This window comes from Sulfitobacter sp. OXR-159 (assembly GCF_034377145.1).
GTDB lineage: Bacteria > Pseudomonadota > Alphaproteobacteria > Rhodobacterales > Rhodobacteraceae > Sulfitobacter.
This window is the reverse complement of the sequence record NZ_CP139707.1, coordinates 807,244-828,057: the sequence shown is the minus strand read 5'-3', so window position 1 is coordinate 828,057 and position 20,814 is coordinate 807,244. Positions and strand designations below refer to the sequence as shown.

At 60.8% G+C, this 20,814-nt stretch carries 19 protein-coding genes; 18 read left to right on the top strand and 1 reads right to left on the bottom strand.

From position 1 onward, the window contains the following. The first annotated feature begins 36 nt into the window (after positions 1 to 36). The 4 genes from topA (at position 37) to T8A63_RS04075 (ending at position 4,871) form a co-directional block, all read left to right on the top strand. Complete coding sequence (gene topA / locus T8A63_RS04090) at positions 37 to 2,709, top strand: type I DNA topoisomerase (RefSeq protein WP_322345052.1); 2,673 nt, start codon at positions 37 to 39, stop codon at positions 2,707 to 2,709. A gap of 151 nt (positions 2,710 to 2,860) precedes the next feature. Then, entirely contained in the window at positions 2,861 to 3,448 is a 588-nt protein-coding gene (locus T8A63_RS04085; protein WP_322345051.1) for a L,D-transpeptidase, read from the top strand. Positions 3,449 to 3,543: 95 nt separating this feature from the next. Next, positions 3,544 to 4,248: a CoA transferase subunit A gene (locus T8A63_RS04080; RefSeq protein WP_067621994.1), complete on the top strand. Its 705-nt coding sequence runs from the start codon at positions 3,544 to 3,546 to the stop codon at positions 4,246 to 4,248. After that, positions 4,248 to 4,871, top strand: a complete 624-nt coding sequence (locus T8A63_RS04075; protein ID WP_322345050.1) for a CoA transferase subunit B — start codon at positions 4,248 to 4,250, stop codon at positions 4,869 to 4,871. Before T8A63_RS04080 ends, T8A63_RS04075 begins: the two co-directional genes overlap by 1 nt. Positions 4,872 to 4,926: 55 nt before the next feature. On the opposite strand, the gene T8A63_RS04070 is transcribed toward T8A63_RS04075, so the two are convergent. Further along, positions 4,927 to 5,742: a lytic transglycosylase domain-containing protein gene (locus T8A63_RS04070; protein ID WP_322345049.1), complete on the bottom strand. Its 816-nt coding sequence runs from the start codon at positions 5,740 to 5,742 to the stop codon at positions 4,927 to 4,929. 358 nt (positions 5,743 to 6,100) lie between these two features. Here T8A63_RS04070 and T8A63_RS04065 point away from each other — a divergent pair, with 358 nt between their 5' ends. The 14 genes from T8A63_RS04065 to T8A63_RS04000 all read left to right on the top strand — a co-directional run bounded on the left by T8A63_RS04065 (position 6,101) and on the right by T8A63_RS04000 (position 20,802). Then, on the top strand, positions 6,101 to 6,304 hold the full coding sequence (locus T8A63_RS04065) for a Flp family type IVb pilin (RefSeq protein WP_067940472.1): 204 nt from the start codon (positions 6,101 to 6,103) through the stop codon (positions 6,302 to 6,304). A gap of 105 nt (positions 6,305 to 6,409) precedes the next feature. Beyond that, complete coding sequence (locus T8A63_RS04060; protein WP_322345048.1) at positions 6,410 to 6,577, top strand: hypothetical protein; 168 nt, start codon at positions 6,410 to 6,412, stop codon at positions 6,575 to 6,577. Between the two features lie 142 nt (positions 6,578 to 6,719). Next, positions 6,720 to 7,580, top strand: coding sequence for a Flp pilus assembly protein CpaB (gene cpaB, locus T8A63_RS04055; protein WP_322345047.1), 861 nt, complete (start codon positions 6,720 to 6,722; stop codon positions 7,578 to 7,580). 206 nt (positions 7,581 to 7,786) lie between these two features. Then, entirely contained in the window at positions 7,787 to 9,214 is a 1,428-nt protein-coding gene (locus T8A63_RS04050; protein ID WP_067940469.1) for a type II and III secretion system protein family protein, read from the top strand. Between the two features lie 4 nt (positions 9,215 to 9,218). Then, positions 9,219 to 9,893, top strand: coding sequence for an OmpA family protein (locus tag T8A63_RS04045; protein ID WP_236627384.1), 675 nt, complete (start codon positions 9,219 to 9,221; stop codon positions 9,891 to 9,893). A gap of 289 nt (positions 9,894 to 10,182) precedes the next feature. After that, a complete protein-coding gene (locus T8A63_RS04040) occupies positions 10,183 to 11,427 on the top strand; it encodes an AAA family ATPase (RefSeq protein WP_067621975.1) in 1,245 nt (414 codons plus the stop codon). Between the two features lie 23 nt (positions 11,428 to 11,450). Beyond that, positions 11,451 to 12,929 (top strand): CpaF family protein, encoded by a 1,479-nt coding sequence (locus T8A63_RS04035; protein ID WP_067940463.1) that lies wholly within the window; start codon positions 11,451 to 11,453, stop codon positions 12,927 to 12,929. Positions 12,930 to 12,940: 11 nt separating this feature from the next. Further along, on the top strand, positions 12,941 to 13,903 hold the full coding sequence (locus tag T8A63_RS04030; protein WP_067621969.1) for a type II secretion system F family protein: 963 nt from the start codon (positions 12,941 to 12,943) through the stop codon (positions 13,901 to 13,903). Positions 13,904 to 13,913: 10 nt separating this feature from the next. Further along, positions 13,914 to 14,891 carry a type II secretion system F family protein gene (locus tag T8A63_RS04025; RefSeq protein WP_260010018.1) on the top strand — a complete coding sequence of 326 codons (978 nt, stop codon included), beginning with the start codon at positions 13,914 to 13,916 and terminating at the stop codon, positions 14,889 to 14,891. Further along, positions 14,891 to 15,490, top strand: a complete 600-nt coding sequence (locus T8A63_RS04020) for a tetratricopeptide repeat protein (protein WP_322345046.1) — start codon at positions 14,891 to 14,893, stop codon at positions 15,488 to 15,490. The genes T8A63_RS04025 and T8A63_RS04020 overlap by 1 nt, the downstream gene beginning before the upstream one ends. 27 nt (positions 15,491 to 15,517) lie before the next feature. Further along, the gene (locus tag T8A63_RS04015; RefSeq protein ID WP_322345045.1) at positions 15,518 to 16,369 is read left to right on the top strand and encodes a tetratricopeptide repeat protein; all 852 of its coding nucleotides are present in this window, start codon (positions 15,518 to 15,520) and stop codon (positions 16,367 to 16,369) included. Between the two features lie 3 nt (positions 16,370 to 16,372). Further along, positions 16,373 to 16,867, top strand: a complete 495-nt coding sequence (locus T8A63_RS04010) for a prepilin peptidase (protein WP_067621963.1) — start codon at positions 16,373 to 16,375, stop codon at positions 16,865 to 16,867. Between the two features lie 128 nt (positions 16,868 to 16,995). Further along, entirely contained in the window at positions 16,996 to 18,303 is a 1,308-nt protein-coding gene (locus tag T8A63_RS04005; protein WP_322345044.1) for an ATPase, read from the top strand. A 45-nt stretch (positions 18,304 to 18,348) separates the two neighbouring features. Then, positions 18,349 to 20,802 (top strand): ligase-associated DNA damage response DEXH box helicase, encoded by a 2,454-nt coding sequence (locus T8A63_RS04000; protein WP_322345043.1) that lies wholly within the window; start codon positions 18,349 to 18,351, stop codon positions 20,800 to 20,802. The last annotated feature ends 12 nt before the right edge of the window (positions 20,803 to 20,814 follow it).

Genomic DNA, 20,814 nt, shown 5'->3' with positions numbered 1-20,814 from the left:
AGCCGCCCTCATTTTTGATCTAAGGTGCCTGTATTTATGCCCGTCGTCGTTGTCGAATCCCCAGCCAAGGCCAAAACGATCAACAAATATCTGGGCGACGATTACACCGTTCTCGCCTCTTACGGCCACGTCCGGGACTTGCCGCCAAAGGACGGATCGGTCGACACCGACGCCGATTTCGACATGAAATGGGAAGTCGCCTCCGACAGCAAGAAACACGTCAAAGCCATCGCCGACGCGCTGGCCAAAGACAACGCACTGATCCTCGCGACTGACCCCGACCGCGAAGGCGAGGCGATCAGCTGGCACCTGCAAGAGGCGCTGACCAAGCGCAAGTCGATCAAGAAAGACACGCCCGTTAGCCGCGTCGTCTTTAACCAGATCACCAAAAAGGCCGTGACCGAGGCGATGCAGAACCCGCGTCAGGTCGACATGCCGCTGGTCGAGGCCTATCTCGCCCGCCGCGCGCTGGACTATCTGGTGGGGTTCAACCTCTCTCCCGTGCTTTGGCGCAAACTGCCCGGCGCGAAATCCGCCGGACGTGTGCAATCGGTCACCCTGCGCCTGATCGTTGAGCGTGAGATGGAGATCGAGGCTTTCCGCGCCCGTGAATACTGGTCGGTAAAAGCTCTGCTCTCTACGCCGCGCGGCCAAGAGTTTGAGACACGCCTTGTTTCGCTTGCAGGCAAAAAGCTGGATCGCTTCGATCTGGCCGACGCCACGCAGGCCGAGATGGCCGTGCAGGCGATCACCAGCCGCGCGCTGAAAGTGATGAACGTCGAGGCGAAACCGGCCAGCCGCAACCCCTCGGCCCCTTTCATGACCTCGACCCTGCAGCAGGAAGCCAGCCGCAAATTCTCCATGGGCGCGCGCCAGACCATGTCGACCGCGCAGCGCCTTTATGAGGCCGGGCACATCACCTACATGCGGACCGACGGCATCGACATGGCGCCCGAAGCGGTGAGCATGGCGCGTGATGCGATCGCTGACCGTTTCGGCGCGGATTACGTGCCGAAAGAGCCGCGCATCTATAAAAACAAAGCGAAAAACGCTCAGGAAGCGCACGAATGTATCCGCCCCACGGATATGACCAAAGACGCGAAGACACTGAAGCTCGATGCCGATCAGGCGAAGCTTTATGACCTGATTTGGAAACGCACGCTGGCCTGCCAGATGGAAAGCGCCCGGCTGGAGCGCACCACGGTTGAGGTCGGCAGCGATGACGGTCAGGTTGGCCTGCGCGCCAATGGTCAGGTCGTGCTGTTCGACGGGTTCTTGCGGGTCTATGAAGAAGGCCGTGATGATGTGGTCGATGAGGACGACAAGCGTCTGCCACAGATCAGCCAAGGCGACGCGATGGACAAACGCGCCGTCACCCCCGAGCAGCATTTCACCCAGCCGCCGCCGCGCTATACCGAAGCCACGCTGGTTAAACGCATGGAAGAGCTCGGCATCGGCCGCCCCTCGACCTATGCCAGCATCGTCACCACGATTCAGGACCGCGAATATGTTCGCAAGGACGGCAACCGTCTGATCCCCGAGGATAAGGGCCGGCTGGTCACCGCATTTCTCGAAAATTACTTCCGCCGCTACATCGGCTATGATTTCACCGCCGATCTCGAAGACCAGCTTGATAAGGTCAGCGCGGGCGATGCCGCCTATAAGGAAGTGCTGCGTCGCTTCTGGCGTGATTTCTCGGCGGCGATTGCAGAAACATCCGAATTGCGCATCACCGAGGTCTTGGAGAAGATCAATGAGGTGCTCGAGCCCCATCTTTTCCCGCCGACCGAAGACGGTGGCGACCCCCGGCTTTGCCCCAATTGCGAGATTGGCCGCCTGTCGATGCGCACAGCGCGCTCGGGCGGGGCCTTTATCGGCTGTTCGAACTACCCCGAATGCCGTTACACCCGCCCCTTTGGCCCGCCCGATCCGGAGGCCGAAGCCTCGGCCATTCCGCCTGATGGCAAGCTTTTGGGTGAGGATCAGGGCGACGAAATCCGCGTTTTCAAGGGCCGTTTCGGGCCTTACGTCCAGCGCGGGCCGGTGACCGAGGAAAACAAAAAACCGCCGCGCCAGTCGATCCCCAAGGATTGGGTGCCCGAGGATTTGACGCTGGAACAGGGCGTGATGCTGCTGTCGCTCCCGCGTGAAATCGGCCCCCACCCCGAGGACGGCGTGATGGTCTGGGCCAATATCGGCCGCTACGGGCCTTACATCAAACACGCCGAAAGCACCTCGGACCGGGGCGGCACCAATGCCAACCTTGAGGGCATCGATGAGGTTTGGACCGTGGGCATGAACCGCGCGGTGCAGCTTTTGGCCGAGAAGGTTGCCAGCCGTGGTGGCCGTGGCAAGGCCGCAAAACCGATCCGCGAGATGGGCGATCACCCGGATATGGGCGGCGCGGTCAATGTCATGGAAGGCAAATACGGGCCTTACGTGAAGTGGGAAAAGGTCAACGCGACGATCCCGAAAGAGATCGAACCGGCAGACCTGACCATGGAACGCGCGGTCGAGTTGATCGAAGAGAAGCTCGCCAAGTCCCCCGCCAAACGCAAGGCGGCGACCAAGAAGGCACCGGCGAAGAAAGCCGCGGCCAAAAAACCCGCGGCAAAGAAGGCGGCAGCCAAGAAAGCGCCCGCCAAAAAGGCTCCGGCCAAGAAACCCGCCGCGAAGAAGCCGGCGGCGAAAAAGGCCGACAGCGCGTAATTACGCCGCCAGACCACAGCGGCCGCGCCGGGGATCGGCGCGGTTCCGCCTGTGGGCGGCGTTTACATCCAACATCATGAATATGTGATTTGCCATCTCCCTTCGATTTTCCGATCAGGGAGCCGGCAAGACCAATATGAAAGGCAGATAGATGTCAGGCATTAAATTCACCCGACGTGGCGTGATCGCCGCGAGCGGTGCGGCGCTGATGACCCCGCAGATCCTGCGCGCGCAGGAGTTTGGCCAAGCGGCCCGCGAGTTTTCCAACGAAGCCCCTGTTTCGCGCAATGCGTCGAGCTTTGCCACGCAGCGTTGGCAGGACCACTTTGACAGTCTTGGCAAAGGCGCGATCGTGGCCGACACCATCAGCCGCGCCCTGCATTATTGGAGCGCCGACGACCAGACCTACAAGGTCTACCCGACCTCCGTGCCCGCCACCGAAGAGCTGACCAAACGCGGCTACACCGAGATCGTGCGCAAGAAAGAGGGCCCCGATTGGACCCCCACCGCGTCGATGATGGAACGCTTCCCGCACTATAAATACATGCCGCCCGGCCCCGATAACCCGCTTGGCACCCATGCGATGTATCTCAGCTGGCCTGCCTATATCATCCACGGCACCCATGACACGCGCAAGATCGGACGCCGCTCCTCGGACGGCTGCATCGGTCTCTATAACGAGAAGATCGAAGAGCTTTTCGGCATGTGCCCCGTCGGCACGCAAGTGCGTATCATCTGACCCTTCTGGGCGGCCTCGCTGCGTAGCACCACGTAATTGACACTGCGACGACGCAGGGTCACATATGGCGCAACGAAACCAGAGGGAGGTCGCCCGTGAACAAAATCTATGGATCCGCCGCCGAAGCGCTGGAAGGCGTTCTGTCGGATGGCATGCTGATCGCCGCGGGGGGCTTTGGCCTTTGTGGCATTCCGGAATTGCTGCTGCAGGCGATAAAGGAAAACGGGGCCAAAGACCTCACCTTTGCGTCGAACAACGCGGGCGTCGATGATTTCGGCATCGGCATTCTGCTGCAATCGCGGCAGGTGAAAAAGATGATCTCCTCCTACGTGGGCGAGAACGCCGAGTTCATGCGCCAGTACCTCTCCGGTGAGTTGGAGTTGGAGTTCAATCCCCAAGGCACTTTGGCCGAACGCATGCGCGCGGGCGGTGCGGGCATCCCGGGTTTCTATACCAAGACCGGCGTCGGCACCCAGATCGCCGAGGGCAAAGAGGTCAAACAATTCCGGGGTGAGGATTACATCCTCGAAGAGGGCATCTTTGCCGATCTGTCGATCGTGAAAGCGTGGAAAGCCGACGACACCGGCAACCTTGTCTTCCGCAAGACCGCGCGCAACTTCAACCCGCCTGCCGCGATGTGCGGTAAGGTCTGCATCGTCGAGGTCGAAGAGATCGTCCCGCGTGGCAGCCTCGACCCCGATAAAATCCACCTGCCGGGCATCTACGTGCATCGCATCATCCAAGGCGATCACGAAAAGCGCATCGAAAAGGTCACGACACGCAAGCGGGAGGAAGCATAATGCCTTGGGATAGAGATCAGATGGCGGCGCGGGCCGCAGAGGAACTCGAAGACGGCATGTATGTGAACCTCGGCATCGGGATTCCGACGCTGGTGGCGAACTACGTTGGCGACAAGGACATCACCCTGCAGTCGGAAAATGGCATGCTGGGCATGGGCCCTTTCCCTTTTGAGGGCGAAGAAGACCCCGACCTTATCAACGCTGGGAAACAGACCATCACCGAGCTCAGCCGCACCGCCTATTTCGACAGCGCCATGTCCTTTGGCATGATCCGCGGCGGCAAGATCGCGGCGGCGATCCTCGGTGCCATGGAAGTGGCCGAGAACGGCGATCTGGCGAACTGGATGATCCCCGGCAAACTAGTCAAAGGCATGGGCGGCGCGATGGACCTTGTCGCCGGCGTCAAACGGGTCATCGTGGTGATGGACCACCAGAACAAAGCGGGCGAGTCAAAGGTGCTAAAGGAATGCACCCTGCCGCTGACCGGCAAGGGCGTGGTTGACCGGATCATCACGAACCTTGGCGTGCTCGACGTGGTCGAAGGCGGTCTGAAGATCGTTGAATGCGCCGATGGCGTGACCGAGGACGAGCTGCGCGCCGCGACCCAAGCGACCGTCGTTTAACAACCGCCCCGGCGGCCCCCCTCGGCGGCATCCGCCGGGGGCACAGCTTTCGCGATCAGTTCATCGCGGCAAAGACGCAGCCATCGCTGATCAGTTCCGGCGGTGTCAGGCAAAGCCCCTGCGCGACTTGAAAAGCGGCCAGCACCTTGGGCACGTAGTCGCGCGTCTCAGCAAAAGGCGGCACGCCCGCATGTTTGCGCACCGACCCCTCCCCCGCATTATAGCCCGCCAGTACGAGAATCGGATCGCGGTCGAACTCCCCCATCAGCCAATTAAGGTATTTGACCCCGCCTGAGATATTCTCGGCCGCGACCATACTGTCGCCCACGCCAAAGCGGGCAGCGGTATCGGGCATCAATTGCATCAGTCCAGCCGCCCCGGCCCGGCTTACCGCATCGGTACGGCCCGCCGATTCCACGCTGATCACCGCCAACACCAGTGCCGGAGAGACATTCGTGCCGACCGTGGCGCGCAGGATGTCCACCCCATTGCTGCGCGCGATATCTTGCAGGTGCTGCAGGCGCGGCGCGGGCACCTTGCCCGTTGAAAGCGCCGCCATCGCAGGCGCCAACCGCCCCGCCCCGCCGCGGTCTGCTGCGGGAGAGACCTTATCCCAGAACCATTCGAACTGCCCCGCATTCAAAGGCGCAATCGCGCCGCTTGGCGTGGCGGCCACGGCGGGGCCCGTGTCGACCTTTGCCGCGGCAGCTGCGCGTGCGGCTGGGTCGATTTGCACTGTGATGCGTTTGGCCCCCGTCTTGGGCGGGCCGACCCGTTTGGCGGAAAACTCAGGAAAGGGTTTCGGGCCCTCTGCCACAACGGCGGGGGCCATAAGGGCCGTGACCAGCGAGAATGCCAATATACGATACATGCCTGCTCTACCTTGCGTCTGACGCGCCTTTGTTCGGCAATATCTCACGAATCGTGGAATCGGGCCAGCGTTTGAGGCGGGGATCATGGCGATTTCGCCGCAATTACCCTCTCAGACGACGGGAAAGCGCAGCAGGAAGCTGCGGTATAACAAATAAACCTAGACTAAACAGAGGGTTAATAAGTTTCTGCAAGAAAAATGAGAACGGTCTGAAAAAGGCGCAGTTGCTGCCAAATTCGCGCCCCAATCTGACGGCTATATAGGGTCATACCAAGTCGGACAGCCTCAATGAGAGAACGAGGCAAACCGGACGGCGAGGTTAAAACCTTTTACTCAGTGATCCTTGGAGGGACATGACATGATGAACTTTATCAAAAACTTCCGCAAAGACGAAGACGGTGCCGTGACAGTTGACTGGGTCGTTCTGACCGCTGCAATCGTTGGTCTGGCTATCGTCGCGTTCAACGCAATTGGCGACAGCACAGGCACAATGGCGGGCAATATTGCTCAAGACATTACGACTTTTGAAACCACTGCCGATCGCACACCAGCGGCGAACTAAGCAGATCAGAGCTGGTCGGCTCTACGAACAATTGGGACCGCTTCCCAACCTGGGAAGCGGTCCTTTTGCATACCTAACGGTGTCGCTCAGCAAGCGGAGATACGCATGCGCAGCCATTTCAAGAAATTCTTCTGTGACCAAAACGGCGCCGTCAGCGTTGATTGGGTTGTCCTGACCGCCGGACTGGCGGGCCTAGCGATCTTGGTGCTGGGCCTATTCTCCGACAGCCTTGACGGGCTTGTCGAATACATCCGGGTCCAGCTGACCGCTTAAGACAACGGCGCCGTAAAAACGCACCACGGCAAGCTTCATCGCATCGCCGCCGTGGCGACCAAATCTCGCCATATTCGGCGGCTATTCTGCCGAGGTGATCAAAGCGGGCCAAGACTCGCTTCCATAGCAAAGAGGTGACGACATGCGAGCCGTATTCGGATTGGTTCTTTTGGTGGGCATAGCGCTTGCCGGCGGGGCCGTTTATCTGGCGAAAGACCGGATTTCACAGTATCAAACCGCGAACGCGCAGGCCCAAGCTGCGCTGGCGCAAGTGGTGCCAACCAAAACCGTTTGGGTGGCCGACAAGCCCCTGAAATACGGTCAGCCCCTCACCCGCGAAGATGTGCGCGCCGTGAAATGGCCCGAGAATGCCATCCCCGAGGGCACATTCTTTGAGGAAACCGTGCTGTTTCCGGAAAACACCAAAGAACAACGCATCGTGCTGCGCAACATCGAGAAAGATGAAGCGATCATGGCTGTGAAGGTGACCGAACCGGGCGAAGATTCCGGTCTGACCTCGCGTCTGGCACGCGGCATGCGCGCCTTTGCTCTTAAAGTCGACGTTTCCAGCGGCGTGTCGGGCTTCCTGCGTCCCGGCGACCGGGTGGATGTCTATTGGACAGGCCGCGTGAACGTGGGCAACCAATCCAGCAACGGCGATGTAACCAAACTGATCGAATCGGCTGTGCAGCTGATCGCCATCGACCAAAGCGCAGATGCGCTGGTGATGGGCGAAGCCTCAATCGCCAAGACCGTGACCGTGGCCGTGAACCCTCAACAGGTCGCCGCCCTTGCCCAAGCGCAATCAACTGGCCGTCTGTCCCTTGCTCTCGTCGGTACGAATGACGACACCGTGGCCGAGGCCATCGAAGTCGACCAACGCTCGCTTCTGGGCATCGAAGCGCAGGAAACCATCGCAGAGGTCGCCAAAGAAAAGGTCTGCACGATCCGCACCCGCCGCGGGGCCGAAGTGGTCGAACTGCCGATCCCCTGCACAAATTGATCCGATAACAACCTCTTGCTAAGCTAAAAAAGACGCCGCAGTCCCCCTGCGGCGTCTTATCCATTTTTCTGTTATGTTGCGAATAGCCCACATGCACAGCACCCCCGAAGAGCTTGATTCTTGCAATAAAATTTGAATTGCCGCAGAGTGCTGCCAAACGAGGGCGAAAAGACCCATCCCGAGGCGTGATCAAAAAGGCAGGTCACATGAAAATCGATAGATTTCTAAAAGCGGCCCTGCTGGGGCTGACACTGGGCGCGATGCCGATGGCATTGACCCTGCCCAGTTCAGCTGGCGCCGACACGCTGCGCGTCGTAAAACGCGGCACCAATTCCAGCCTCGACGTTCCGATGAACCGCGCTGTGGTGGTGGAAAGCGACATCCCATTCGCGGAGCTTAGCATTGCCAACCCCGGCATCGCGGATATCTCATCTTTGTCTGACCGCACGATCTATGTGCTGGGCAAATCTCCGGGTCTGACCACGCTAACGCTGCTAGACGCCGGGGGGCAGTTGATTACCAATGTCGATGTCCGCGTCGCAGCGGATGTGTCTGAATTCAAAGAACGTCTGCGCCAAATCCTACCGGGTGAGAAGATCGAAGTGCGCACCGCCAATGACGGCATCGTGCTGTCGGGCATCGTTTCGTCGACGCAGCGGCTACAACGCGCGCTTGATCTGGCCGAACGCTATGCGCCCGAGCGGGTCAGCAATCTGATGAGCGTCGGCGGCATTCAGCAGGTCATGATGAAGGTCCGCTTTGCAGAGATGCAGCGCAACGTGTCGAAATCGCTCGGCTCTTCGCTGGCCATCAATGGCGGGTCCGATTTCAGTGCGGGCACCGGCAGTACGAATACTTCGGGCGGGGTCGCAACCTCGCTTGGCGGCTCGATCCCTGGGTCGAACCAAAACGCAGGCGCGGTGCTTTTCGGCTTCAACGCAGGCTCGACCCAAGTGGGCATCCTGTTGGAAGCACTGGAAGAAAAAGGCGTCGTGCGGTTCTTGGCCGAGCCGAACCTCGTGGCGCTTTCGGGGCAAGAGGCCAAGTTCCTCGCCGGGGGTGAATACCCCGTCCCCGTGGCCCAGACCGGTGACACCATCGCCGTGGAGTTCAAACCCTTCGGCGTAGAGCTCGCCTTTATCCCGCGCGTCGTGGACAAGGATATCATCAACCTTGAAATGAACGCCGCCGTGTCCGCCATTGATGCCAGCAACAGCATCGCTTTGGGCAACGGCATCGAGATTTCCGCCTTCACCCGCCGCGAAACATCGACCACGGTCGAGATGCGCGACGGTGAAAGCTTTGCCATCGCGGGCCTTCTGACCGACGATTTCACCGACAGCACGCGGCAACTGCCGTGGATCGGCGATGTGCCGGTGCTGGGCGCGCTGTTCCGTTCGGCGGATTACCAGCGCAGCCAGACAGAACTGGTCATCATCGTCACCGCCCATCTGGTCACCCCGACCCGCGGCGAAGCGCTGGCCCTGCCCACGGACCGCATCAAGCCACCCTCTGAAAAAGACCTGTTCCTGCACGGGCGCACGGCGGACGGCACGCGCACCCCGAGCCGGGGTGCTGCGGGCGAGGTCGCCAAACAGGACTTCCGCGGCTCCTACGGTTATGTACTGGATTGATCCGATGACACACAGACATATCACGTTGATCGCTGGCACCGCGGCCCTCGCCGGGCTCACCGCCTGCTCTCCCAGCAATGATCCGGTCTATACACAGTTCTACCGCGAGGCAGGGTCGATCGTGGACACGGGCCAGTTCGGTAATGCCACGCTGCACAACCGGCAGGTCATGACAGGCGAAAAGCGTGTAACCTTTGATCTGGCGAATCGCTTTGCCAGCGAAGTCCGCTCTACCGTGACTTTCGCCTTTAACTCCGACCGGTTGGACGCCAATGCGCAGGCGATCCTGCGCCAGCAGGCCGGGTGGATTCGCCAATTCCCCGAGATGCGCTTCCGCGTCTATGGCCACACCGATTTGGTCGGCTCGCAGACCTATAACCGCGCCCTCGGGCTGCGCCGCGCGCAGGCTGTGGTGCGCTATCTCTCGACCTTGGGAATCAGCCCCAGCCGATTGGAAGCCGTTGTTTCCTTTGGTGAAACGCAGCCCCTGATCGTGACCCAAGGCCGCGAGCGCCGCAATCGCCGCACCGTGACCGAGGTCAGCGGCTTTGTGCACGGCCACCCGATGTTGCTGGATGGCAAATATGCGCAGATCATTTACCGCGAGTATGTGGCCAGCGCCGTGCCCCCCTCGCAACTGAGCGCCAGTGCCACCGTCGCAGGTGGTGGCGGAGAGTAGGGCAAGCCCTTCTTTCGACAAAAGAATATCCCCCCGCACCTTCGGGCCGCGGGGGTTTTTCGTCCCAGCCCGTCCATGGTCAATCGGGCGTGAATGAGCAGATCGTTTCAAGATACCCAACAATAGAGGCTTTTTGGCCCCAATCTCGCCCCAGTTGGGGGTGATATTCGATACAGAAGGATAAATGTGCCCGGCTCAAGGGCCGCGCATGAGGCAGAGGTCAGAGCGATCGCGGCGACAGAATATTGCCGCCCTCCGGCCAAACCGTTGATGTAAAGGACAAAAGGTCATGAGCAGCACTATGCCCCAACCCGAAGCAGCGCCGATCGTTGCCTGCACAATCAGCCGTGATGTACAGAACTTCGACCTCTTGATCGAAGACATGGAGGCCACTCTGGGCGAAAGCTGGGGCGATCTGGGATTCGCCGAAGCGCTGGCGTTCTTTGGCCAGCCCGAGGCTGAGGCGATGGAATTTGTCGCCCTCGCCATGGATGAGACCGACGAAGACAACCTCGTTTTGATGACTGAGATCATCACGCAGGCCAAGGCCCGCGACATCCGGGTGATTCTGATTGCCGAAGACATGACCCCTGCCGCGCTGCATTCGCTGCTGCGTCAGGGTGCGGATGAATTCGTCCCCTATCCGCTGCCCGAAGGCGAGTTGGCCCAGGCCATCGCCCGCGTCCGCGCCGGAGAGAACGCGCCCCCTGCCCCCGCAGCCGAGGCCAGCGCCCCGCAACTGAAGGCCGGCGCGCAAAAGGATGGCGCCCTGATCGTGGTGCACGGGCTGGCTGGTGGCACCGGGGCCACGACCCTTGCCGTGAACCTTGCGTGGGAGCTGGCCAATGCGGACAAGAAAAATCCGCCCTCGGTCTGCCTGCTGGATTTCGACCTGCAATACGGCTCTGTCGCGACCTTCCTTGATCTGCAACGGCGCGAAGCCGTCTATGAGATGATGTCCGACACGGAATCCATGGACGAGGAAATCTTTGGCCAAGCGTTGCAAACCTTCGAGGACAAGCTGCATGTGCTGACCGCCCCGGCGGAGATGCTGCCGCTCGATATCGTGACCAACGAAGACATTGACCGTATCCTCAACATGGCCCGCAACCAGTTCGACTATGTGATCGTCGACATGCCTTCGACGCTGGTGCAGTGGTCCGAAACCGTGCTGACCAGCGCGCATGTCTACTTTGCAATGCTGGAACTCGACATGCGCTCGGCCCAGAACGCGCTGCGCTTCAAACGGGCGCTGCAATCCGAGGAACTGCCCTTTGAAAAGCTGCGCTATGTGATGAACCGCGCGCCCAAATTCACCGATCTCAGCGCCAAAAGCCGGGTGAAACGGATGGCCGAATCGCTCAGCATCTCAATTGACGTGCAGCTGCCCGATGGCGGCAAAGCGGTGACGCAGGCCAATGACCATGGGCTGCCGCTGGCCAACTCCGCCCCGAAAAGCCCCCTGCGGCGCGAAATCGCCAAGCTGGCAAGCTCCATCCACGATCTCAAGGGCGAGCAGGCCAAAGCGGCCTAAGCCCCTAGCGAAAGAGCGTACCGATGTTCTCTAAATACAAAAAGCCAGCCTCCGCGACCGCGAAAGCCGCTGCTCCGGTCCGAGAGGCCAAGCCTGTCAAAAAGGTCGAGCCTGCCCCCGCGGCCCCGGCCACCGCGACTGCCGCCCCCGTCGAGGCGGCCAAACCGGTGTCGATGCGCCGGGCGGTCAAACCCGCCGCCGCTTCGCCCGAGGATCGCGAGGTCAAGCGCAAGCAGCGGATGAGTGAGATCAAGCTCGAACTGCACCGCGCCCTGTTGGACAACCTCAACCTCGCCGCGCTAGAGCATGCCTCTGAGGCCGATTTGCGGCAGGAAATCAACGATATCGCCGTCGAGGTTCTCTCGGAAAAGAGCATCGTGCTTAACCGCGAAGACCGCATGACGCTGAACTCCGAACTCTATGATGAGGTGACCGGCCTTGGCCCCCTAGAGACGCTGCTGAAAGACGACAGCGTCAACGATATTCTGGTGAACGGCCCGCAGCAGATTTTCGTCGAGCGGGACGGCAAGCTGCAGTTGACCGACGTGACGTTCAAGGATGAAAAGCACCTGCTGCGGATCATCGACAAGATCGTCTCGGCAGTGGGTCGGCGCGTGGATGAAAGCAACCCCTACGTCGACGCGCGCCTGAAAGACGGCTCGCGCTTCAACGCCATGGTGCCCCCCGTCGCGGTGGACGGCTCCTTGGTGTCCATTCGTAAGTTCAAGAAAGACAAGCTGGGCATCGACGATCTGGTGAATTTCGGGGCCTTCTCGGAAGAGATGGCCGCCTATTTGCAGGCCGCCGTGGCGACACGCCTGAACATCATCGTCTCAGGCGGTACGGGTTCGGGTAAAACCACTACGCTCAACGCGCTGTCGTCGTTCATTGCCAATGATGAGCGCATCCTGACCATCGAAGACACCGCCGAACTCCAACTCCAGCAGACCCATGTGGGCCGGATGGAAAGCCGCCCGCCCAACGTCGAAGGCAAGGGCGAAGTCTCTCCCCGCGACTGTCTGAAAAACGCCCTTCGGATGCGTCCAGACCGGATCATCGTTGGCGAGACGCGCGGCGAGGAGGTGATCGACATGCTACAGGCGATGAACACCGGGCACGACGGCTCCATGACCACGATCCACGCCAACTCGGCCCGCGATGGCGTCAGCCGTTTGGAAAACATGATCGCCATGGCCGGGATCGAAATGCCGCTCAAAGCCATGCGCAGCCAGATTTCCTCGGCTGTGAACCTGATCGTGCAGGCCAGCCGCTTGCAAGATGGCTCGCGCCGGATGACCTCGATCACCGAGATCACAGGCATGGAAGGCGAGGTGATCTCGATGCAGGAGATTTTCCGGTTCCAGCGCGTGGGCCTGACGCCCGAGAACAAGATCATCGGCCATTTCACTGCCACCGGCGTGCGCAGCCACTTCTCCGAGCGGTTCCGCATGTGGGGCTATGACCTGCCCGCCTCCATCTATGAACCCGTGGCGGCCCAGTAAGGATTGATGCAATGAGTGCCGAACCAATCATCTATGGTCTGATCTTCATCGGCGTCCTGGTGCTGGTCGAAGGGCTGTACCTTGTCGCATTCGGCAAATCCATCAGCCTCAACAGCCGCGTGAACCGCCGGTTGGAGATGCTGGAGAAAGGGGCCCGCCGCGAAGAGGTGCTCGACAAGCTGCGCAAGGAAATGCAGCAGCATATGAACGCCAAGTCGATCCCACTCTATTCTCTGCTGTCAGAACGTGCGCAGAAGGCCGCGATTGCCTTCACGCCGCAGCAACTTTTGATGATTATGGCCGGTTTGGCCGTCTTGGCCTTTCTGGGGCTGACCATCGGCACCGATACATCGGTGCCGGTGCGCGCCATGATGTCCGTCGGCATGGGCGTCGGCGCGGTGTTCTTTTGGGTGTCCCATAAAGCGGGCAAACGCATGGCGATGATCGAAGAGCAGCTTCCCGATGCAGTGGAACTGATGGTGCGCAGCCTGCGGGTGGGCCACCCGTTCTCCAACGCGATCTCGATCGTGTCGAAGGAAATCCAAGACCCGCTCGCCTCCGAATTCGGGGTGATCGCGGATGAAGCCGCCTATGGCCGTGATCTGGGCGAGGCGCTCAAGGATATGGCCGAACGGCTCGACATGCAGGATTTGCGCTTTCTGGCCGTGGCGGTGACCATTCAACAGCAATCGGGCGGCAACTTGGCCGAGATCCTCGCCGGTCTGGCCAAGGTGATCCGCGCCCGCTTCCGTCTGTTCCGCCGTGTCAAAGCGATCACGGCCGAGGCGAAATGGTCGGGCAAGTTCCTCTCAGGCTTCCCGCTGGCCGCGCTGGTGGTGATCAACCTTGGCGATCCGCATTACTACGACGAAGTGCGCGATCACCCCTACTTCATTCCTGCCTGTTTCCTTGTGGGCATCTTCCTTGTGCTGAACCTGTTTGTGATGCGCATCCTTACAAATATCAAAGTCTGAGAGGCCGATGATGGAATTTCTCAATCAGCTTAACGATCAGATCAACCAAGCCTTGGGGCCGATGGGCCTAATCATCATCGTCGGCACTTTGGGCGTCACCTTGGTGGCGATCACGCTAATGCTGATGCTGCGCCAGCCCGAAGACCCGCTGACCAAGCTCAAACGCACCAGCACGGCCCCCACGGGCGATAGCGCGCGCGAGAAGCTGCGCCAGTCCGACCAGAACGCGCAGTTGCAAAAGTTCGCCAAGTTTCTTGAGCCCGAAGACGTGGCCGAACTCAGCGCCAAACAATTGATGCTGCGTCAGGCGGGCTACCGGTCGCGCGATGCGGTGCGGCTCTACTACTTCGCGCAGTTTGCCCTTGGGATGCTTGGGCTGGTGGGCGGCCTGATCTACACCAATGTCTTGGGCGGCGGCGAAGGGATGACCACGCAGCAGACCATGATGTGGGCCATTGGCCCCGGTGCGATTGGGTATTACCTGCCCAAATACTGGGTCAAACGCCGTGTCGATTCCCGCAAAGAAGAGATCACCCGTGGCTTTCCCGACGCGCTGGATATGATGCTGGTCTGCGTCGAGGCGGGGCAATCGCTGGACCAATGTATCGTCCGCGTCGCCCGTGAGCTGCGCGCCTCCTACCGGGCCCTGTCTGAAGAGTTCGAGATGGTCGCCTATGAGATGAAGGCCGGCAAGGACAAGGTGTCGGTGCTCCACGACATGGGCGAGCGTTGCGGCGTGCAGGATGTCTCCTCCTTTGTGACCGTGCTGATCCAATCGGCGGCCTTTGGTACATCCATCGCAGACGCCCTGCGCGTTTATGCCGAAGAGATGCGCGACAAACGTGTGATGCGGGCCGAGGAAGCGGCAAACAAGTTGCCAACCAAGATGACCCTTGCCACTATGGGCCTTACCGTACCGCCGCTGTTGATCATTCTGGTCGGCCCCTCGGCACATGGCATCTCGAAATTGGGTCAGATGGGGAATTAATGACGGAGAAAATTCGGCGCAGCCTCGCCCGCGCTGTTTTTATCGGGCCGATCTTTGGCCTTGCTCTGGCCGCCTGTTCAACAGGCGGCTTTTCCGCGTTGCGCGGGGATCAGAAGCCCGAAAGCCTCTATGCCCCCGGCGTGAACCCGCGCGCAGAAGCTGTCGACGGCATCGAAGTGGGCCACAGGCTTATCGCGGCGGGACAGTATGAGCTGGCCATCAAATCCTTCAACCACGCCGCGCTGGATCACGGGCTAACGGGGGAAGTCCTCTCGGCTTTGGGCAGTGCCAACCTTGGGCTGGGGCGTTTGGGTCAGGCCGAAACCCTGCTGCGCCGCGCAGTTGAGAAGGACGCCGCCGAACCGGAAGTCTGGAACAACCTTGGCGTTGTGCTGATGGAAAGCGGCCAGACCGCCGAGGCCGAGCAGATTTTCCGCAAAGCCTATGCCCTCGATAATGGCGAAAGTGACGCAATCCGGGACAATCTGCGCTTGGCGCTCGCAAAAACGGAAAAATCTGTTATAACAGAAGTCAATGAAGATAATTACAAATTGGTGCGGCGCGGCAGCGGGGATTACCTGATCCGTCCGACACCATGACCCGGCAGAGCAGTAAAAGGACGCAAAATGCGCCATCCAATCATTCTGGCCGTCTGCATGGCAGGCGTCACCGCCCTTGCTGGCTGCGGTGAAAAAGATGCGAATGCCACCGTTGAGCGGGCCTTCAAGGACGTCAATGTGGTGGATGAAACCAACCTCTCCGACGTGATGCTTACCGTGGCCGACCCCAATGAGGCGGTGAGTTACTTTGCGCGGTCTGTCAAGGAAAGCCCCGACCGGATCGACCACCAGCGCGGGCTTGCCGCATCGCTCGTGCGGGCCAAACGCTCCACCGAAGCTGTGGGCGCATGGGACAAGGTCACCAAGATGAAGGGCGCCACGCCCGAAGACAGTGTGCAATTGGCCGATGCGCTGATCCGCTCGGGCAACTGGGCGCGGGCTGAGACGGTCCTCAACAGCATCCCCCCCACCCATGAGACATTCGCCCGCTACCGGCTCGAAGCCATGGTTGCCGACAGCAAGGAACAGTGGAGCCGCGCCGACAGTTTCTACGAAATCGCCGTTGGCCTGACCACGACCCCTGCCGCCGTGATGAACAACTGGGGCTACTCCAAACTAACCCGCGGTGATTACCCCGAAGCCGAGAGGCTTTTTGGCGAGGCGATCCGTCAGGACAACACGCTTTTCACCGCCAAGAACAACCTCATCATGGCCCGCGCCGCACAGCGCGATTACACCCTGCCCGTCATGCCGATGGAGCAATCTGAGCGCGCCCAGCTTTTGCACACGATGGCCCTGTCGGCGATCAAACGCGGCGATGTGGAAAACGGCAAGGGCCTGCTGCGCGAAGCGATCGATACGCACCCGCAGCATTTCGAAGCCGCCGTCCGGTCTTTGCGCGCGTTGGAAAACGGCTGAGCCATGGCGATCTCTGCCACGGCGGCCCTGTGGTTTCTGCCCTTCGTCCTGCCGATCTGCCTCTATGTCGCTTTCACCGACATGAAGCAGATGCGCATTACCAATCAGGCGGTCTTGGTGCTCATCGCGATCTTCGTGGTGTTGGGTCTGTTCCTGCTGCCCTTTGAAACCTATCTCTGGCGCTTGCTGAGCCTCGTCATCGTGTTGGTCATTGGCATCGTGCTGAACGCCGCTGGCGTCATGGGCGCAGGAGACGCCAAATTCGCCGCGGCTGCCGCGCCCTTTATCGCCATGGGTGATCTGCGTCTTTTGATGATGCTTTTCATGGCCACCCTTCTGGCCGCCGCTGCCACGCACCGCGGGGTGAAATACACCCCCCTGCGCCGCCTCGCGCCCGATTGGCAAAGCTGGCAGGAAACCAAGAAATTTCCCATGGGCCTCGCCCTTGGCACCACGCTGGGGCTCTATCTCATTCTGGGGGCGCGCTACGGAGTCTGAACGCGCCCTGCCCGCCGCAACTTTCTTTTATTGCGGAATAAGCGTCCACATTCACGCCATATTCAAGATTTACCCTGCAGTCTGACCGACAAGCCGCACCGCCGCATGCTTTGCCAAGGAAGCCATTGATGAACGCCCCGACCAGCACAGTGCTTGCCCCGCCGCCCCCCAAGCGGTTGGAGGATATGAAACTGCCCATCGTGATGATGCGCGACATCCTTCTGAAGACGATTTTTCGCAAGAACGTCGAAATGGTCAGCGATCTGGCCCAAGCGCTCTGCCTGCCGACCCAAGTCACGCAAGAAATGGTCGATCAAGCCCGCGGCCAGCGCCTGCTAGAGGCGACAGGCACGCTCAGCGCCACCAGCGGCAATGAAATGGGCTATCAACTGACCGATGCTGGCAAGGCGCGCGCCTTGGATGCGCTGGCGCAATCGGAATATTTCGGTGCCATGCCCGTCCCGCTTGAGGTTTACCGCGAGCAGGTCAAACGCCAATCCGTACGGAACCTGCAGATCACCCGCGATCAGCTCACCGGAGCCATGGGCCATCTGGTGCTGCCCGACAGCCTGCTGGACCACCTTGGCCCTGCCGTCTCTGCCGGGCGGTCGATCCTGATGTACGGCCCGCCGGGAAACGGGAAGTCGAGCATTTCCAACGGGATCCGCGACGCGCTTGGTGATAAGGTCTATGTCCCCCGCGCCATTGAATACGCGGGCCAAGTCATCACCGTCTATGATCCGATCGTGCATTCCTCCGCCGAGGCGGAGGTCCAAGACCCGACCTCCCTGCGCCGTATCACCCGTTATGACGCCCGCTATGTCTGCTGCGAACGCCCGACGGTCATCACCGGCGGTGAGCTGACGCTCGACATGCTCGATCTGGTGTACAACCCCACGGCGCGGACCTATCAGGCCCCGCTGCAACTCAAGGCCACGGGCGGTATTTTCATCGTCGACGACCTTGGCCGTCAGCAAGAGCCACCGCAAAGCATCATCAACCGCTGGATCGTGCCGCTTGAGGAAAGCAAAGACATCCTCGCCCTGCAGTCGGGTGAAAAATTCGAGGTGCCCTTCGACACGCTGGTGATCTTCTCCACCAACTTCCACCCGAATGAGATTTTTGATCAAGCAGCCCTGCGGCGTATCTTCTTCAAGATCAAAATCGACGGCCCGAACCAAGAGAACTTCCTCAAGATCTTTGCCATGGTCGCCCGCAAACGCGGCATGCCGCTGGACGAGGCGACGCTGGTCCATCTGCTCAAGGTGAAGTACCCAACCATCGACAACGTCTATGCGAACTATCAGCCGAACTTCCTAATCGACCAGATGATCGCGATCTGTGATTTCGAAGGCATTCCCTATCAGATGAACCCCGATCTGGTGGACCGCGCATGGGCCAATATGTTCGTTCGCGATGAGGTGATCGTTAAATAGCCCCAGCCGCTGGCACCGCGCCCTGCCGATGCTACATTGGGTGTCATGCGCGCCCTACCCACCAAATTCGCCGATTGGTTTGCCCAGAACGGCTGGTCCCTGCACCCGCACCAGCAAGAAATGCTGGACCGTGCCGATGCCCCCGCCCTGCTGCTTATCGCGCCGACAGGCGGTGGTAAAACACTGGCCGGTTTTCTGCCCACCCTCGTTGATCTGGCCGAGCAAGAGCACGAGGGGATGCACACGCTCTACATCTCCCCCCTCAAAGCGCTGGCTGCGGATATCAAACGCAACCTGACCCGCCCGGTTGAGGAAATGGGCCTGCCCATCCGTATCGAAGACCGCACCGGCGACACCTCGCAATCGCGCCGCCGCCGCCAGCGCGCCGACCCGCCGCATATCCTGCTGACCACGCCGGAAAGCCTCGCTCTGCTGACTTCCTACGAGGACGCGGCCCGCACCTTTCGCGGGCTCAAGCGGGTGGTGATCGATGAAATCCACGCCCTCGCCGAAAGCAAACGCGGCGACCAGCTGATGCTGGCGCTCACCCGGTTGCAGGCCATCTGCCCCGGCCTCAAACGGGTGGGCCTCTCGGCCACGGTCGAAGACCCTTCGGCCATCGCCCACCTCATGGCCCGCCACCCCGACCCTTGCGAAGTGCTGCTCGCCGATCCGGGCCCCGCCCCCGACATCCAGATGCTGCACACCGAGGAAGCCCCGCCTTGGGCCGGGGGCGGCGCTGCCTATTCAATTCCAGCGGTGCTTGAGCAAGTGCGCCAACACAAGACGACGCTGATCTTTCACAACACCCGCGCGCAGGCCGAGATTTTCTTTCACAACCTCTGGCTCGCCAATGAAGACGCCCTGCCGATCGCCATCCACCACGGGAGCTTGGATCGCGCCCAACGCGAAAAGGTCGAAGCCGCCATGGTGCGCGGCGATCTGCGCGCCATCGTCTGCACCGGCACGCTTGATCTTGGCATCGACTGGGGCGACGTCGATCTCATCATCCAGATCGGCGCCCCCAAAAACGTAAAGCGGCTGGTCCAACGCATCGGCCGCGCCAACCACCGCTACAACGCGCCCTCCAAGGCGCTTTTGGTGCCTGCCAACCGCTTTGAGGTGGTCGAATGCGTGGCCGCGCTGGAGGCTGTCCTCGAAGGCGCGCTCGACGGCGACCCGCGCGGCCCCGGCCCGCGCGATGTGCTGTGCCAACATATCCTCATCGCCGCCTGCGCAGGCCCCTTTGACGCTGACGACCTCTTCGCACAGGTCCGTTCCGCCGGGGCCTACGCCGCCCTGTCCCGCGCCGACTTCGACGCCTGCCTCGACTTCTGTGCCACCGGCGGCTACGCCCTGCGCGCCTACGACCGCTGGCAACGCCTGCTGCAACGCCCCGACGGCCAGTGGCAACTGCGTGACCCGCGCGCCGCCCAACGCATCCGCATGAACATCGGTACGATCCAAGATACCGATAAGCTGAAGGTCCGCATGAAACGCAACCGCGGCGGCAAACCCTTAGGGGAGATCGAAGAAGGCTTTGCCGCTACGCTGACCAAGGGCGACACCTTTCTAATCGGCGGTCAGATCGTCCGCTACGAAGGCCTGCGCGAAACCGTTGTCGAAGTCAGCCGCAACGCCGCAAAAAAGCCCAAGGTGGCCACCTTTGGAGGCACGAAATTCGCCACCTCCACCCAGCTTTCGGCCCGCGTGCAACAGATGTTCACCCAAGACAGTTGGCCCGAACTGCCGCGCCACACCGCTGAATGGCTGACCTTGCAACGTGAGGTCAGCCAATTGCCACAGCCCGGCACGCTGCTGGTCGAAAGCTTTCCCCATGACTTTGCCGAACAAACGGTCTTCTACGGTTTTGCCGGCCGCAACGGTCAGCAAACGCTGGGCCTTCTGCTGACCAAACGCATGGAAGACCTCGGCCTGCGCCCCTTGGGCTTCGTAGCAACAGACTATGCCACGCTCATCTGGGGCCTCTCCCCCGTCGACGACCCCGCGCCGCTGCTCGACCCCAGCGTGCTGCACGAGGGTCTCGACAGTTGGCTTGCGGGCAATGCCGTGATGAAACGCACCTTCCGGGCCGCGGCGACCATCGCAGGGCTAATCGAACGCAACAGCCCCCAAACACGCAAATCCGGACGACAAACGACCTTTTCCAGCGATATCCTCTACGACACGTTGCAGCGTTATGAGCCGGATCATCTGATGCTCGACATCACCCGCGAGGAAGCCTTGAGTGGTCTGGTGGATTTCGGCAGGATCGAAGAGATGCTGGACCGCATCGCCGGGCGCATCACCCACCGCAAACTGACCCGCGCAAGCCCGCTCGCTGCACCGCTGTTTCTGGAAATGGGCCGTGTGCCTGTCGAAGGCGCTGGACAGGAACGCATGCTGGCGGAAGAAGCCGAACGACTGATGGAAGCCTCCGGCCTCGCGCAGCTCACCCCGCCGTCCTCGGATCAGCCGCCTTGGCGAGATAGGCGTTGAACACCGAGGTTT